This is a genomic window from Streptosporangium sp. H16, from assembly GCF_051918855.1.
Taxonomy (GTDB): Bacteria; Actinomycetota; Actinomycetes; order Streptosporangiales; family Streptosporangiaceae; genus Streptosporangium.
On record NZ_JBPXMD010000005.1, the window covers coordinates 397,371 to 413,074 of the forward strand.

12 protein-coding genes and 1 pseudogene are annotated in these 15,704 nt (G+C 70.9%); 9 read left to right on the top strand and 4 right to left on the bottom strand.

Annotated features, from left to right (window positions below):
* Positions 1–16: 16 nt before the first annotated feature.
* Complete coding sequence (locus ACTOQ2_RS11765) at positions 17–1,006, bottom strand: 2-dehydropantoate 2-reductase (RefSeq protein ID WP_440099663.1); 990 nt, start codon at positions 1,004–1,006, stop codon at positions 17–19.
* 72 nt (positions 1,007–1,078) lie between these two features.
* Here ACTOQ2_RS11765 and ACTOQ2_RS11770 point away from each other — a divergent pair, with 72 nt between their 5' ends.
* The 7 genes from ACTOQ2_RS11770 (at position 1,079) to ACTOQ2_RS11800 (ending at position 10,845) form a co-directional block, all read left to right on the top strand.
* Positions 1,079–2,527: a molybdopterin molybdotransferase MoeA gene (locus tag ACTOQ2_RS11770; RefSeq protein ID WP_440099664.1), complete on the top strand. Its 1,449-nt coding sequence runs from the start codon at positions 1,079–1,081 to the stop codon at positions 2,525–2,527.
* A 78-nt stretch (positions 2,528–2,605) separates the two neighbouring features.
* Positions 2,606–4,297, top strand: coding sequence for a thiamine pyrophosphate-binding protein (locus ACTOQ2_RS11775; protein WP_440099665.1), 1,692 nt, complete (start codon positions 2,606–2,608; stop codon positions 4,295–4,297).
* A 10-nt stretch (positions 4,298–4,307) separates the two neighbouring features.
* Positions 4,308–5,531 carry a formyl-CoA transferase gene (gene frc / locus ACTOQ2_RS11780; RefSeq protein WP_440099666.1) on the top strand — a complete coding sequence of 408 codons (1,224 nt, stop codon included), beginning with the start codon at positions 4,308–4,310 and terminating at the stop codon, positions 5,529–5,531.
* The gene (locus tag ACTOQ2_RS11785) at positions 5,531–7,666 is read left to right on the top strand and encodes an acetate--CoA ligase family protein (protein ID WP_362834188.1); all 2,136 of its coding nucleotides are present in this window, start codon (positions 5,531–5,533) and stop codon (positions 7,664–7,666) included. The genes frc and ACTOQ2_RS11785 overlap by 1 nt, the downstream gene beginning before the upstream one ends.
* 170 nt (positions 7,667–7,836) lie before the next feature.
* Complete coding sequence (locus ACTOQ2_RS11790) at positions 7,837–9,243, top strand: Nramp family divalent metal transporter (RefSeq protein WP_440099667.1); 1,407 nt, start codon at positions 7,837–7,839, stop codon at positions 9,241–9,243.
* 10 nt (positions 9,244–9,253) lie between these two features.
* Positions 9,254–9,769: a hypothetical protein gene (locus tag ACTOQ2_RS11795; protein WP_440099668.1), complete on the top strand. Its 516-nt coding sequence runs from the start codon at positions 9,254–9,256 to the stop codon at positions 9,767–9,769.
* On the top strand, positions 9,766–10,845 hold the full coding sequence (locus ACTOQ2_RS11800; protein WP_440099669.1) for a TerC family protein: 1,080 nt from the start codon (positions 9,766–9,768) through the stop codon (positions 10,843–10,845). Before ACTOQ2_RS11795 ends, ACTOQ2_RS11800 begins: the two co-directional genes overlap by 4 nt.
* Before the next feature lie 55 nt (positions 10,846–10,900).
* Here ACTOQ2_RS11800 and ACTOQ2_RS11805 read toward each other — a convergent pair whose 3' ends face one another.
* From ACTOQ2_RS11805 to ACTOQ2_RS11815, 3 genes are all read right to left on the bottom strand, one after another.
* A complete protein-coding gene (locus tag ACTOQ2_RS11805; RefSeq protein ID WP_440099670.1) occupies positions 10,901–11,089 on the bottom strand; it encodes a hypothetical protein in 189 nt (62 codons plus the stop codon).
* Positions 11,090–11,662: 573 nt separating this feature from the next.
* Entirely contained in the window at positions 11,663–12,412 is a 750-nt protein-coding gene (locus ACTOQ2_RS11810) for a GntR family transcriptional regulator (RefSeq protein ID WP_440070056.1), read from the bottom strand.
* Between the two features lie 127 nt (positions 12,413–12,539).
* Complete coding sequence (locus ACTOQ2_RS11815; protein ID WP_440099671.1) at positions 12,540–13,880, bottom strand: MFS transporter; 1,341 nt, start codon at positions 13,878–13,880, stop codon at positions 12,540–12,542.
* 99 nt (positions 13,881–13,979) lie between these two features.
* Between ACTOQ2_RS11815 and sucC the strand changes: the two genes are divergently transcribed.
* On the top strand, positions 13,980–15,143 hold the full coding sequence (gene sucC / locus ACTOQ2_RS11820; RefSeq protein WP_440099672.1) for an ADP-forming succinate--CoA ligase subunit beta: 1,164 nt from the start codon (positions 13,980–13,982) through the stop codon (positions 15,141–15,143).
* Between the two features lie 79 nt (positions 15,144–15,222).
* Positions 15,223–15,704, top strand: a pseudogene (locus ACTOQ2_RS11825) (succinate--CoA ligase subunit alpha); the annotation flags it as partial.

The window sequence follows — 15,704 nt, forward strand, 5'->3', positions numbered from 1 at the left end:
TCTACGGTATGTCGTATCAGCTGGCGGCGGCAAGATTTTCCCGGACCCGCTCGTCCAGGAGGTCGGCGACCGCGTGGATCGCCCGTAGCGTGGGCACCTCGGCGCCGGTCAGGTCGGCCAGTTCCACGACGGCGGCGAGGAGCACGTCGAGCTCCAGGGGCTTGCCCTTCTCCAGGTCCTGGAGCGTGGAGGTCTTGTGCTCCCCCGCCCGCTCGGCGCCCGCGATCCGGCGCTCGATCGAGATGTCCGGCTCGCAGCCCACCCGGCGGGCCACGTCGACGGTCTCGCGCATCATGGTGACGACGAGGTCGCGCGTCCCGCGGTGGCGGCAGATGCCCGCCATGGTCGCCCGGGTGAGCGCGCTGATCGGGTTGAAGGCGATGTTGCCCATGAGCTTGATCCAGATGTCGCGCCGCAGATCCGTCTCGACGGGACATTTCAGCCCGCCCTCGATCATGGCGGCGCTGAAGTCGACGCAGCGTGAGGAGAGGGAGCCGTCGGGCTCGCCGATGGAGAACCGGGTGCCCTCCAGGTGGCGGATCACGCCGGGCGCCTCGATCTCCGTCGCCGCGTAGACGACGCATCCGATGGCGCGCTCCAGCGGCAGGGCGGCGGTGACCGCCCCGCCGGGGTCGACGCTCTCGATCACGTGGCCCTGGTAGGGGCCGGGCAGCCGGTGGAAATACCACCACGGGATGCCGTTCTGGGCCGCGATGAGGCCGGTGGTCTCGTGGAGCAGCGGCCGGATCATGGGCCCGGCCGCCGCGTAGGAGTTGGCCTTGAGGCCGAGGAAGACGTGGTCCACCGGGCCGATCTCGCGGGGGTCGTCGGTGGTGTGGGGGTGGGCGGTGAAGTCTCCGCGCGGGCTCAGCACGCGCACTCCCGATTCGCGCATCGCCGCGAGGTGCTCTCCGCGGGCGATCAGATGCACCTCGGCGCCCGCCCTGCACAGGGCGGCGCCGACGTAGGCGCCGATGGCGCCGGCGCCAAGAACAGCGACTTTCACAAGAGGCTCCGTCCTCGCGTCCATAGTGCATTCGGTATACAGTATGGAAAAAATCCGGTCAAGGAGCCGCCGATGGCCGTCCCCCGATCCACCGTCCACGAAGCCCCGTCCCGCGATCCGGACACCGTGCCTCCGCCGCCTCCGCCGCCTCCGCCGCCCTCGCCGGGGGCGTCGCACCGCGGCGCCCTCCCGGAGGCGCTCCCGTGGGAGTCGGCCCGCCGGGTCGCGGCGTCCGCCGCGGGGCCGCTCCCCCCGGTCGACCTCCCCCTCCATCTGGCGTACGGCTGCCGCCTGGCCGCGCCGCTGCACGCCCTCGTCCCGGTGCCGGGCGCCGACGTGGCCGCGATGGACGGCTACGCGGTCGCGGGTGATCCGCCCTGGCGGATCACGGGCCTCGTGCTGGCCGGGGGCGCGCCCTTCGGGGCCGCGCTCGCGCCCGGCACGGCGGTGGAGATCGCCACCGGTGCCCCGGTGCCCGAGGGAGCCGAGGCGGTGCTGCCCTACGAGCTGGCCGTACGGACCGGCGGGGCGCCGGGTGCCGGACCGGTCCCCGGGGGCGGGTTGCCCGGCCGATCCGTGCCACCGGGAAGATCCGTGCCGCCGGGCCGGTTCGCGCCGCCGCTCGGCCGGTTCGCGCCGCGGGGCGGGGAGCCGTGGCCGGCGGGCGAGCCGGCCGGCGAATGGGTGTCGGCCCAGGCGGGGGCGGTCGAGCCCGGCAGGCACATCCGGCGGCGCGGTGAGGACTGCCCGCTGGGGACCGTGGTGCTCACGGCCGGTTCGGCCGTCACGCCCGCGGTGCTCGGCCTGGCGGCCGGGCTCGGGCACGACGTGCTCCGCGTACGGCCCAGACCCCTGGTTTCCGTGCTGGTCACGGGCGACGAGGTGGTGACGCGCGGGCTGCCGGGCCCGGGGCGGGTGCGCGACGCGATCGGTCCCATGCTGCCGGGGCTCGTCGAGTGGGCGGGCGGCCACACCGAGGCGCCGCGGTGGCTGCCCGACGGGGCGCGGGCGCTGGCCGCCGCGCTCGCGGGCACCCCGGACGGTCCGCCGGGCCAGGTGATCGTGGTCTGCGGCGCCTCGTCGAAGGGACCCGCCGACCACCTGAGAGCGGTGCTCGCCGGGCTCGGGGCGGAGATCCTCGTCGACGGCGTCGCGGTGCGTCCCGGCCATCCGCAACTCCTCGCCAGGCTCCCCGACGGCCGCCTGGTGGCGGGGCTGCCGGGCAATCCCTACGCCGCCCTGGTCGCCGCGCTGACGTTGCTCGCCCCGGCGGTCCGGGCGCTCGCGGGCGGCCCCGAGGCCCCGCGCGAGCGGTCCGCGCTGGCCGGTCACGTACGACCCCACCACACCGACACCCGCATGGTCGCGGTGCGGCGCGGCGGACGTGGCGCGGTGCCCGTCGGGCACGACCGGCCGGGATCGCTGTGGGGGGCCGCGCTCGCCGAGGCGCTCGCGGTCGTCCCGCCCGGGTGGGGGGGCGAGCCGGTCGAGCTCGTCCCACTGCCCGCACAAAGGGTCTAGACATCCCTGGACCCCGGGGGTAACCATTGCCCTCATACGGTATGCAGTATGGAGAACACAATCGAGAGGACCACCAGAATGACCCAGCCAGCGGACACGGCGCCGGAAACCATCTCCGGAGGCCACCTGGTGGCGAAGGCGCTCAAGGCGGAGGGGATCGATGTGATCTTCACGCTCTGCGGCGGCCACATCATCGATATCTACGACGGTTGCGTCGACGAGGGCATCGAGGTCATCGACGTCCGCCACGAGCAGGTGGCGGCGCACGCGGCCGACGGTTACGCCCGGATCACCGGCAAGCCGGGTTGCGCGGTCGTGACGGCGGGACCGGGCACCACCGACGCGGTGACCGGCGTGGCCAACGCCTTCAGGGCGGAGAGCCCCATGCTGCTCATCGGGGGGCAGGGGGCTCTGAGCCAGCACAAGATGGGCTCGCTGCAGGACCTGCCCCACGTCGACATGATGACCCCGATCACCAAGTTCGCGGCCACGGTCCCCTCGACCGAGCGGGTGGCCGACATCGTCTCGATGGCCTTCAGGGAGTGCTACCACGGCGCTCCCGGGCCGTCCTTCCTGGAGATCCCGCGCGACGTCCTCGACGCCAGCGTCCCGCTCTCCAAGGCCCGCATCCCCGAGGCGGGCCGTTACCGCGCCTCGGTACGCCAGGCCGGAGACCCCGAGGCCGTCGAGCGCCTCGCCGACCTGCTGGCCCACGCGGAGAAGCCCTGCGTCCTGCTGGGCAGCCAGGTCTGGACCACCCGGGGCACCGACGACGCGATCAACTTCGTCCGCGCCCTCAACATCCCCGCCTACATGAACGGCTCGGCCCGCGGCACGCTGCCCCCCGGCGACCCGCACCACTTCCAGCTCTCCCGGCGCTACGCCTTCACCAACGCCGACCTGATCATCATCGTCGGCACCCCGTTCGACTTCCGGATGGGCTACGGCAAGCGCCTGTCGCCCACGGCGACGGTGGTCCAGATCGACCTCGACTACCGCACCGTCGGCAAGAACCGCGATGTCGACCTGGGCATCGTCGGTGACGCCGGGCTGATCCTGGCCGCGGCCACCCAGGCCGCCTCTGGCCGCGTCGAGAACGGCGCGACCCGGCGCAAGGAGTGGCTGGAGGAGCTGCGCGCGGTCGAGACCGCGGCCTACGAGAAGCGGCTGCCCCGCCAGCTCTCCGGCGCGCAGCCGATCGACCCCTACCGCCTGGTCCACGAGATCAACGAGTTCATGACCGAGGACACCATCTACATCGGCGACGGCGGCGACATCGTCACCTTCTCCGGCCAGGTCGTCCAGCCCAAGTCGCCCGGGCACTGGATGGACCCCGGGCCGCTCGGCACCCTCGGCGTCGGCGTCGCCTTCGCCATGGCGGCCAAGTACGCCAGGCCCGACAAGGAGGTGCTCTGCCTCTTCGGAGACGGGGCGTTCAGCCTCACCGGCTGGGACTTCGAGACGATGGTCCGCTTCGACCTGCCGTTCATCGGCGTCATCGGCAACAACTCGTCGATGAACCAGATCCGCTACGGCCAGGCCGCCAAGTACGGCGAGAACCGCGGCCGGGTCGGCAACACCCTCGGCGACGTCAGATACGACGAGTTCGCCCGGATGCTGGGCGGCCACGGCGAGGAGGTCAGGGACCCCGCCGACATCAGGCCCGCGCTGGAGCGGGCCCGCGAGTCGGGCAAGCCCGCCCTGATCAACGTGTGGGTCGATCCGGACGTCTACGCGCCCGGAACCATGAACCAGACCATGTACAAGTGAGGGGGACTCCATGAAGGCACTGGAAGGTGTGCGCGTCCTCGACATGACCCACGTGCAGTCGGGTCCGTCCTGTACGCAGCTCCTGGCCTGGCTCGGCGCCGATGTGATCAAGCTGGAGGCGCCCTCCGGCGACATCACCCGCAAGCAGCTGCGCGACGTCCCTGACGTCGACAGCCTCTACTTCACGATGCTGAACTGCAACAAGCGCAGCATCACCCTCAACATGAAGAGCGAGCGCGGCAAGCAGCTCTTCACCGAGCTGCTGCGCGACTCCGACATCCTGGTGGAGAACTTCGGGCCCGGCGCGGTGGACCGGATGGGGTTCTCCTGGGACCGGCTCCAGGAGCTCAACCCGCGGCTGGTCTACGCCTCGATCAAGGGCTTCGGCCCGGGACGCTACGCCGGCTTCAAGGCGTACGAAGTGATCGCCCAGGCGATGGGCGGCTCGATGAGCACCACCGGCTTCGAGGACGGCCCGCCGCTGGCCACCGGCGCCCAGATCGGTGACTCGGGCACCGGCATCCACGCCGTCGCCGGCATCCTGGCCGCCCTCTACCAGCGCGAGCAGACCGGGCGCGGCCAGCGCGTCCAGGTGGCCATGCAGCACGCGGTGCTCAACCTGTGCCGGGTGAAGCTCCGCGACCAGCAGCGGCTCGGCCACGGGCCCCTGTCGGAATACCCCAACAAGACCTTCGGCGACGAGGTGCCGCGCTCGGGCAACGCCTCGGGCGGCGGCCAGCCCGGCTGGGCCGTGCGGTGCGCCCCCGGCGGTCCCAACGACTACATCTACGTCATCGTGCAGCCGGTCGGCTGGGCACCGCTCGCCGGGATCATCGGCCGCCCGGAGCTGGCCGACGACCCCGAGTGGGCCACCCCTGAGGCGCGCCTTCCCAACCTCGACAAGATGTTCCAGCTCATCGAGGAGTGGAGCATCACCCGCGACAAGTGGGAGGTCCTCGACCTGCTCAACGCCGCCAACATCCCCTGCGGCCCGATCCTGTCCACCAAGGAGCTGCTGGAGGACGAGAGCCTGCGGCGGGAGGGCGCGCTGGTCGAGGTCGACCACCCCCAGCGCGGCTCCTTCGTGACGGTCGGCAGCCCGCTGCACCTGTCGGACTCGCCGGTGGACGTCACCGCACCGCCCCTGCTCGGCGAGCACAACACCGAGATCTACGCCGGCCTCGGCCTGTCCGCCGACGAGCTGGCCGAGCTGAAGACGAACGGAGTCATCTGATGGCGCATGACCAGGTCGCCGTACGCGAGGTGCTGGACAAGGCCCGTGCCGAGGGCCGCACCGCGCTGACCGCCCCCGAGGGCAGGAGGATCTGCCAGGCGTACGGCATCTCGACCCCCGGTGAGGGGGTGGCGACCTCGGCCGAGGAGGCGGTGTCGCTCGCCGGGGAGATCGGCCTGCCCGTGGTGCTCAAGATCGTGTCCCCCGACATCCTGCACAAGACCGAGGCGGGCGGGGTGCTCGTCGGCCTGGCCGACCTCGACGCGGTGCGCGCCGGCTACGACCGGATCCTGGCCTCCGCGCGCTCGTACGACCCGGAGGCGTCGATCGACGGCGTCCAGGTGCAGGCCATGGTCGGTGCCGGGCACGAGGTGATCATCGGCGCGGTCACCGACCAGACCTTCGGCAAGGTCGTCGCCTTCGGGCTCGGCGGGGTGCTCGTCGAAGTCCTCAAGGACGTGACCTTCCGGCTGGCCCCCCTCTCGGGTGATGATGCACTCGGGATGCTGGACGACATCAGGGCGGCGGAGGTGCTCCGTGGTGTCCGTGGTGCGGAGGCGGCGGACAGGGGGGCGCTGGCGAACATGATCGAGCGGGTCGGCGCGCTCGTCGGGGACTTCCCCGAGATCGCGGAGGTGGACCTGAACCCCGTCTTCGCCACCGCCGACGGGGCGACGGCCGCCGACGTGCGCATCCTCCTCGACGCCGACCCCGTCGCCGCGCCCGCCCGCCTCTCGCGGGAGGAGATCCTCGCCGGGATGAACCGGATCTTCAAGCCGCGTGCCGTCGCGGTGATCGGCGCCTCCGGCGAGACCGGCAAGATCGGCAACTCGGTCATGCGTAACCTGATCAACGGCGGCTACCGGGGCCACATCTACCCGATCAACCCGAAGGCCCCGGAGATCCTCGGGCTGCCCGCCTACCCCAGCATCGCCGACGTGCCGGGCGAGGTCGACGTGGCGGTCTTCGCCATCCCGGCCAAGTTCGTGCCCGCGGCGCTGGAGGAGGCCGGGCGCAAGGGGGTGGCGGGAGCCATCATGATCCCCTCCGGGTTCGCCGAGACGGGCAACGTCGAGGGCCAGCAGGAGATCGTCGAGATCGCCCGCAAGCACGGCATGCGGATGCTAGGCCCCAACATCTACGGCTACTACTACACGCCGGAAAACCTGTGCGCCACGTTCTGCACGCCGTACGACGTGAAGGGCGGGGTCGCACTGACCTCGCAGAGCGGTGGCATCGGCATGGCCATCCTCGGCTTCAGCCGCACCACCGGGATGGGCGTCTCGGCGATCGTCGGGGTCGGCAACAAGGCCGACGTCGACGAGGACGACCTGCTCACCTTCTTCGAGCAGGACGACAACACCAACTGTGTGGCGATGCACCTGGAAGACCTCAAGGACGGGCGCGGGTTCGTCGAGGCCGCCCAGCGGATGGTCGCCAAGAAGCCGGTGATCGTGCTCAAGGCCGGGCGCACCGCGATGGGCGCGCGGGCCGCGGGCTCGCACACCGGAGCGCTGGCCGGCGACGACAAGGTCTACGACGACATCCTCCGCCAGGCGGGCGTCGTGCGGGCCCCGGGCCTCAACGACATGCTCGAGTACGCCAGAGCGCTGCCGCTGATGCCCGCGCCCAAGGGGGAGAACGTCGTCATCATCACCGGGGCGGGCGGCTCGGGAGTGCTGCTCTCCGACGCCTGCGTCGACAACGGACTGACCCTCATGGAGATCCCGCCGGATCTCGACGAGGCCTTCCGCGCCTACATCCCGCCCTTCGGGGCGGCGGGCAACCCCGTCGACATCACCGGTGGCGAACCGCCCAGCACCTACGAGAACACCATCAGGCTGGGCCTGACCGACCCCCGCGTGCACGCGCTGGTGATCGGCTACTGGCACACGATCGTCACCCCGCCGATGGTCTTCGCCGAGCTGGTCGCGCGGGTCGTGGCCGAGGAGCGGGCCAAGGGCAACGACAAGCCCGTGGTCGCCTCGCTGGCCGGTGACACCGAGGTCGAGCAGGCCTGTGACCATCTCTTCGCGAACGGGGTGATCGCCTACCCGTACACCACGGAGAAGCCCGTGGCCGTGCTCGGTGCCAAGTATCGCTGGGCGAGGGCCGCTGGGCTGTTGCGCGGCTGAGCCGCGCCTCATGAGCGAGGGGGCGAATCGGGGCACTCGCAGGATCAACCAACCCCCCAGGAGGTCCGCAGGTGGACACATCGAGAACACCGGCTGCAGCGGAGCCCGGCGAAGCCGCCGCCGCATCCGGCCAGGAAGAAAAAGTATGGCGGGCGGGCGGGCTGGAGCCGATGCCCATACGCACCCTGCCCGACGCTCCCCCGTCGATCCACATCCTCGGGCCGACGGTGTTCCTCGTCGCGCTCGGTGTGGGCATGGGCGAGTCGTACATGTGGCCTCGGCTGGTCCTGCTGTTCGGACCGGAGATCCGGTGGCTGTTCCTCATCGGCGTCACCCTCCAGGCCGTGGTCATGCTGGAGATGGCCCGATACGCCATGGCGACGGGGGAGAGCATCTTCTTCGGCGCCGCCCGGGTTTTCAAGCCCCTGATGTGGTTCTTCTTCGCCGTCGCGATCCTCGTCTACATCTGGCCGGGTCACCTGTCCGCGGGGGCCGCCGCCTTCGAGCAGATCACCGGCATTCCATGGGTGATCACAGCCGTCGCGGGGCTGATACTCGTCGGCGTCGTCTTCAGCCTGGCGAAGGTGATCTACAACCTGCTGGAGAACGTGCTGTCGATCCTGATCGGCGCGCTCGTCGTCGGGACCGCCGTGGTGGCGGCCATGGTCGGCACCTGGGGCGACGTGACGAGCACGGTCACCGGGATGTTCGCCTTCGGCTACCTGCCGCAGCAGGCGCTCTCGGAGGCCTGGTTCCCGGTGATCGTGGGCTCGATCGCCTTCGCCGGACCGTCCGGAATGCAGCAGATGTGGTACACCCTGCACCTGCGTGACTCCGGCGCCGGCATGGGTGCCCACATCCCCGCCGTCCGGGGTCTCCGGCACGCCGGCGAGGAAGAGGCCATGCCCTCGCGCGGCTTCATGTTCGACACCGACAACCCCGAGGAGATGCGCAAGTGGAAGGGGTGGCGGCGCTGGGTCACCTTCGACGCGCTCCTGCTCTTCTGGGGCATCACGATGCTGGTCACCGTCTCCTTCACGGTGATCGCGCAGGCGGCGGCGAGAAACACCCCCGGCGTCCGCGCCGTGATCGAGTCCGGGGAGCGGGAGGCGGCGCTGAACGCGATGGCCGACTCCTTCGCCTCGGCGGGCAGCTCGGTGCTGGGCGGGGTCTTCCTCGGCTTCATCGCGCTGATCGGGTTGAACGCCACCCTCGGCCTGTTCGACTCCTTCTCCCGGGGTCAGGCGGACATGAGCTTCCACTTCGTGCGCGGTGCGAAGAAGCTCGGCATGTCCCGCCTGTACGCCGCCTTCCTGTGGGGCGTCATCGCGTTCGGCATCCTGATCCTGCTGTTCGGCCCGGCCGACGGCCCGAGCGGGATTCTCGACACGCTGGCGTTCCTGTCCACGTTCGCCATGGGCGCCTACTGCGTGACGCTCCTGCTGGTGAACAACCGCATGTTGCCCAAACCGATCCGGCCGAAGATCTGGACCAACCTGATCATCGGCTTCGGGGCGGTCTTCTATCTGGGGATGCTGCTCTACAGCCTGTTCGCCTTCGGTGTGGTCGTGGGCTGAGACCGTGCCGATGCGACAAGCTGAACTCGCCCTTCCCGGGGTGCTGATCGGAGCCGTCGCCGGCGTCATGGCCGGGGGGCTGACCCTGCTCGCAGGGCAGCCCGCCGGCTGGGCCGCGATCTCCGCGGTGACGCTGGCCCTTCCCCTGGGCCTCCTCGGGGCCGGATACTCCATTCTGCTCGGCCAGAACCTGTTCAGACCGGGGCTGTTCGCCCCAGCGGGTCTGTACTGGCTGGCCGGCTTCCCCCTGGCCCGGCTGTTCCAGGAGACGATCACCGGCCTGGCCGTCTTCGGTCACGTCAGCCTGCCCGGCGGGGTGGCGGGATTCCTGGCCTACCAGGCCATGGTGAGCCTCGGCTTCGCGATCGGCTTCCTCTGGTTGCACGAGAGGCTCATGCCCCACTGGTTGATGCGCCTGAGAGAGCGCAACCCGCAGGCGCGCGAACTCCTCGCCGCCTACGTCGAGCACGCTGAGGCGCTGTGGCTCGCCAAGGAACGCCGCCGCGCACGGAAAGGAGCGCGTTGAACATTCCCACCTGGGTGTGGCTGGTCACGATCGCCGGCTTCGGCCTCGTGCTCGCCATCGACTTCTACCTCGTGGCGCGCAATCCGCGAAAGCCCACGTTCCGGGAGTGCACGTTCTGGGTCATCTTCTACGTGTCGCTCGCCATCGCCTTCGGCGTGGGGTTGCTGGTGGTCACGGGGCCGTCGTACGGCGGCGAGTTCTTCGCCGGCTGGATCACCGAGTACTCCCTCAGCGTCGACAACCTGTTCGTCTTCCTGCTGATCATGAGCCGCTTCTCGGTGCCGGACCGTTACCGGCAGAAGGTGCTCCTGATCGGCATCGTCCTGGCACTCGTCATGCGCGGCATCTTCATCGCCGCCGGGGCGGAGGCCGTGACCCGCTTCGACTGGCTCTTCTACATCTTCGGCGCCTTCCTCATCTACACCGCGTGGAAGCTCATCGGTCATGAGGAGGAGGAGGCGGAGTTCTCCGAGAACATCGCGCTGCGCACGGTCAGGCGGGTCGTTCCCACCACGGAGAACTACCATGGCTCGTCGCTCTCCGTGATGGTCGACGGCCGCCGTGCCGTCACCCCGATGCTGATCGTGATGGTGGCGATCGGGACCACGGACCTGCTGTTCGCCCTCGACTCCATCCCGGCCATCTTCGGGCTTACCAAGGAGCCCTACCTGGTGTTCACCGCCAACGCCTTCGCGCTGATGGGGCTGCGGCAGCTGTTCTTCCTGATCGGCGGGTTGCTCGACCGCCTGGTCTATCTCAGTAAGGGCCTGTCGATCGTCCTGGCCTTCATCGGCGTCAAGCTCATCTTCGAGGCGCTTCACCACGACGGCGTCCCCTGGGCCCCGGAGATTCCCATCCTGGTCTCCCTCGGGGTCATCGTCGGCACGCTGGCAGTCACCACCGTGGCCAGCCTCCTCAAGTCGAGAGGCGACCGCGGTCGCACGCCGGCGGACCAGAACGGCTCCGCGGAGAATCCGGCCGCCGGTTCCCCGGACCCGGTGGCCGACCCTCCCGGTTCCTCCGACGCAGCCCTCGACCCCGCCGCGAGGCGGAGCGAGGCTCACGCGGACGGCTGAGGCGCGGCCGGCCGTCGCGAGCGGGTGGTCTCCCCGGTGGGGACCTCCCGCTCGCTCATTTGGGAATGTCGATCCCGTCGGTTCGCTGCTCGGTCGCCCAGCGACGCAGATGACGCTCGGCGTTCTCCGCCGAGCCGTACTTCCGCATGGCCGTCGCGAGGCCGAGCCCCATCATCCGGCCGTCGGCGGAATGGCCCGCCGGTGCGGAGATGAGAAAACGGAACCTGTTGAGAAACGCTCTCATCGATCATCACCACCAATTCTTTCTTCAAGTATCTGCCCTGGGTGTTTCACTCAAACAGGCGAGTCGTGAATTCTGTGTCAACTGGCCCGTGAGCTGCTCGAACCATGCGGGAACGGCCCGGGAGGGGCGGGATTCCGTGCGGGTTCGCGCGGGGCGCCCGCGCTTTTCCGGCCGGTACTGATCGGGTGTTACCGGCCCGTACGGATTGGCGGGTGCCGATCCGCCGGATTATCCGCCGCCGGTTCGTTCGATTCGCCGACGCCGGTCCGCGGAGGTTCGGGTGCCGGTCCGCACGGGTTCCTCCGTGCTTCCCCGGACGTGCTTCTGACGTGCTTCTGACGTGCTTTCCCGGACGTGCCTTGCGGGACCGGGACGCGCGAGATCCTCTCGTGCCGGATCAGACCGGCACGAGAGGGTTCGCGGTGATCGGCCCGCACCGGATCGAGCCGGCGCCGAACCCGTACGGGAGGGGATGGCTCGCGCCGGATCGGACCGGCGCGAGCAGGAGGGGAAGGAGTCGTGATCGGCTTGCGCCGGCCCGGGAGGGTCGGCTCGCGCCGAGGGGACGGAGGGTCAGCTCGCGCTGAGTGAGCGCGGGCGCCGGCGGCGGGCGGCGGGCGCGGGCTCCTCCGGCTCGACGGGCTCCGAGGCTCGCTGCTCCAGGTAGGAGGAGCGGGTGTGCTCGGTGTGGTCGCGCATGATCTCCGCGGCCCTGACCTCGTCGCGTGCCTCGATGGCGTTGATCAGCTGGTCGTGCTCCTCCCAGGAGTCCCGGCCGCGCTGGCGGGCCACCGGCGTGTGATACCACCGCACGCGGCGGGAGACCTGCGAGGCCAGCTCGGCCAGCACCGCGTTGCCGGACAGCTCGGTGACCAGCGCGTGCAACTCGGAGTTGGCCGCCACCGAGGTGTCGATGTCGTCCGCCTCCAGAGCCCGGAGCCCGCGCGCGCACACCTCGCGCAGCCGGGCCACGCCCGCGGCGTCCGAGTTGAGTGCGGCCAGCCGCGCCGACTCGGTCTCCAGCAGAGCGCGTACGGCGAGCAGCTGGTCGGCCTCCTGCACGGTCGGCGCGTGGACGAACGCCCCGTGGCCCGGACGGAGATCGACCCAGCCCTCGCCGCTGAGCATCTGCAGCGCCTCGCGGACCGGCTGGCGCGACACGCCGAGCAGCTCGGCGAGCTCGCTCTCCGCGAGGTGCTGGCCAGGACTGAGGCTCCCGTTCACGATGAGTTCCAGGATCGCCTCGAAAACGCTCTCCCGGAGAGTGGTCGGGCGCGGGATCTTGGGCGCCGCTCCCGAGTTCGCCAGTTCCGACCGCACCATGTCTCTTCAGCTCCAGGATGAGAAAATATGGCGGCCCCTCGTCCGGCCAGCCCATTGTCTGTTGTCGACTGCCTACAGTATACAGTTTTGAACAGGGTGTCCGTGGTGAGTCTGATCACATCATCGCTTATCCGGGAAGCGTGACCGGATGACCGGGCTGGCGCAGCGTGGCGCTGAGGGCCGCGGCGGCCAGCACCAGGCCCGCGGCGAGGAAGAACGCCGCGGCGTGGCCGGAAGAGGTCAGGGCCCAAGCGGCGAGGCCGATCCCGACGAGCCCGGCGACCGCCTTCGCACTGTAGACCACGCCGTGGATTGAGGCGGTGTGCCTCTCGCCGAAGTATTCGCGGACCAGGCTGGCGATGAGCGGGTAGAACGCGCCCCCGCCCAGACCGGCGGGCACCGTAGCCACCAGGATCATGACGGCCGATCCGGTCACCGCCCCCCATGCCAGCAGCAGCTGCCCCAGGCAGAGCAGGGCCAGCACGGCGCTGAGCGTGCGCCCCCGCCCGGTCACCTCGGCGGCGAGCATGGCGCAGGCGCGCCCCACGCCGTTGAGCACCAGGAGCAGGGCCACCGCTGCCCAGGGGAACCAGGGGAACCAGGGGAAGAGGCCGCCGAAGGTCGCCAGCGCGACCACGTCGAAGATGGAGACCGCTCCCGCGCAGACCAGGATCGACACCAGGATGGGGAGTGAGCTCGTCCGCAGTGCCTGGCTCAGGGAGAACTGGCGTACGGCCCGAGGCTCCCTGCGCAGCGCGATCCGGTCGTCGGCCCAGGCGCGCGGGTCGATGTGGGTGGGCCACCAGTGCGGCGGCGGCAGGCGGACGAAGGTCGCCGCCAGGCCCACCGCGACCAGCGCGACGGCCGCCGCCACGGCGAACAGCGGCTGGAGCGCGCTCCCCGCGCTCCCCGTGTTCCCCGGGGCCCCGAACAGGCCGGCCGCCACCGCGAGCGGGGCCGTGCCGTAGGCGAAGGCGCCGGTGGTGAAGCCCACCTTCGCGGCCGGGCGCTCGGGGTACCAGCGGGCGACGGCCTCGGTGCACGAGCCGTACACCAGGCCGGCGCCCACGCCGCCGAGCAGGGCGTAACCGGCGAGGACCGCAGGGAGGTCGCGGGCGAAGGCCGTCGTGAGCAGCGCCGCGGCGCTGAGCGGTGCGCCTGCCCACAGCGCGACGCGGATCCCGAGCGCACCGCGCCGCAGCAACAGGACGGTGGGCAGGGCGACGGCGGCCTGGCAGACGATCCAGACGGCCAGCGGCGCCAGGGTCGAGGCGAGCGGCCAGCCGCGCGCCTGCGCCAGGGCGGGCACCGCCGCCGCGTAGCCGTACTGCATGGCGCCTATGGAGGCCATGGCTGCCCAGGGGAGCCAGAACATCCACGACCGGGGACGGTTGATCAGATCCTGCGGGGTGTCGCCGACGAGGTAATCGCGTCCCCGCCAGTCTCTTACGAGCTGCGTCTTCTCCATACCGTATGGAATATCCGTCGCCGGAGTCCCTGTCGAGGCCTGGACGGCTAGATTTCCATACGGTATACCGTCTACAAGAACCGTATCCAGGGAGGTCGCGTGGACCTGTTCGAATACGAGGCGAAGAAGCTCTTCGCGCGGCACGGGGTCCCCGTCCCCACCGGCGAGGTCGTGGCCACTCCCGAGGACGCCCGCGCGATCGCGGCCGGCCTCGGTGGCCCGGTGGTCATCAAGGCTCAGGTGAAGACCGGCGGCCGGGGAAAGGCCGGGGGCGTGCGGCCCGCCCCCGGCCCTGACTCCGCTGAGCAGGAGACCCGGCACATCCTCGGCATGGACATCAAGGGCCACATCGCCGAGACCGTGCTCGTGGAGACGGCCACGATCCCGGTCGAGGAGTACTACGTGGCCTACCTCGTCGACCGGGCCAACCGGTGTTTCCTCGCCATGGCCTCCGTCCACGGCGGCATGGACATCGAGGAGGTGGCCGCGACCAGGCCCGAGGCGCTGGTCAAGATGCCGATCGACCCCCTGACCGGGATCGACGAGGACGCCGCGCGCGAGCTGGTGACCCGGGCGGGCTTCCCCCCGGACCTCCAGGGCGCGGTGGCCGAGGTGCTGGTCCGCCTCTGGCGGGTCATGGTGGAGGAGGACGCCCTGCTGGTCGAGGTCAACCCCCTGGTGTGGACGGCGGGAAGCGCGATCCTCGCCCTCGACGGCAAGGTCAGCCTCGACGAGGGCGCGGCCTTCCGCCACGAGCACGCGGCCCTGACCACCGGGCCCGGCGACGGCGGCCTCGAGGCGCGGGCCAGGGCCAAGGGCCTCAACTACGTCAAGCTCGACGGCCGCGTCGGGGTCGTCGGCAACGGCGCGGGGCTGGTGATGAGCACCCTCGACGTCGTCGCCCAGGCCGGGGAGCGCTTCGGCGGGGTCCGCCCGGCCAACTTCCTCGACATCGGCGGCGGGGCGTCCGCGCAGGTCATGGCGAACAGCCTGGAGATCATCCTCTCCGACCCCGACGTCAGGTCGGTCCTCGTCAACGTCTTCGGCGGCATCACCGCCTGCGACGCGGTGGCCGACGGCATCGTCTCCGCGCTCGGGCTGCTCGGCGACCGCGGCCTGAGCCGTCCCATCGTCGTGAGGCTCGACGGCAACAACGCCGAGGAGGGCCGCCGGATCCTCACCGAGGCCGGGCACCCCGCGATCCGCCAGGTCACCACCATGGACGGCGCCGCCGAGGAGGCGGCCAGGCTCGCCGCCGCATGAGCGGGCCGACCATCGGACACGGCGAGCCCGCCGGTCCCGCCCACGGAGGGCACGCGAGCACGGAGAGGGAGTGGCAAGCATGGCGATCTTCTTGACAGGCCACAGCAAGGTGGTCGTGCAGGGCATGACCGGCGCGGAGGGGAGACGGCACACCGCCAGGATGCTCACGGCGGGCACCGACGTGGTCGCCGGTGTCACGCCCGGCAAGGGCGGCGGCACGGTCGACTTCGCCGAGCGGAACGTGCCGGTGTTCGGCACGGTCGCCGAGGCGATCACCCGGACGGGGGCGGACGTCTCGGTGGTCTTCGTGCCGCCGAGGTTCGCCAAGGCCGCGGTCATCGAGGCCGTCGACGCGGGGATCGGCCTCTGCGTGGTCATCACCGAGGGCATCCCCGTCCACGACACGCTGGCCTTCTGGGCGCACGCCCGGGCGGCGGGCGGCAGGACCCGGATCATCGGGCCCAACTGCCCGGGGCTGATCAGTCCCGGCGCCTCCAACGCGGGGATCATCCCGGCCGACATCACCAGCGCCGGCCGTATCGGCCTGGTCTCGAAGTCGGG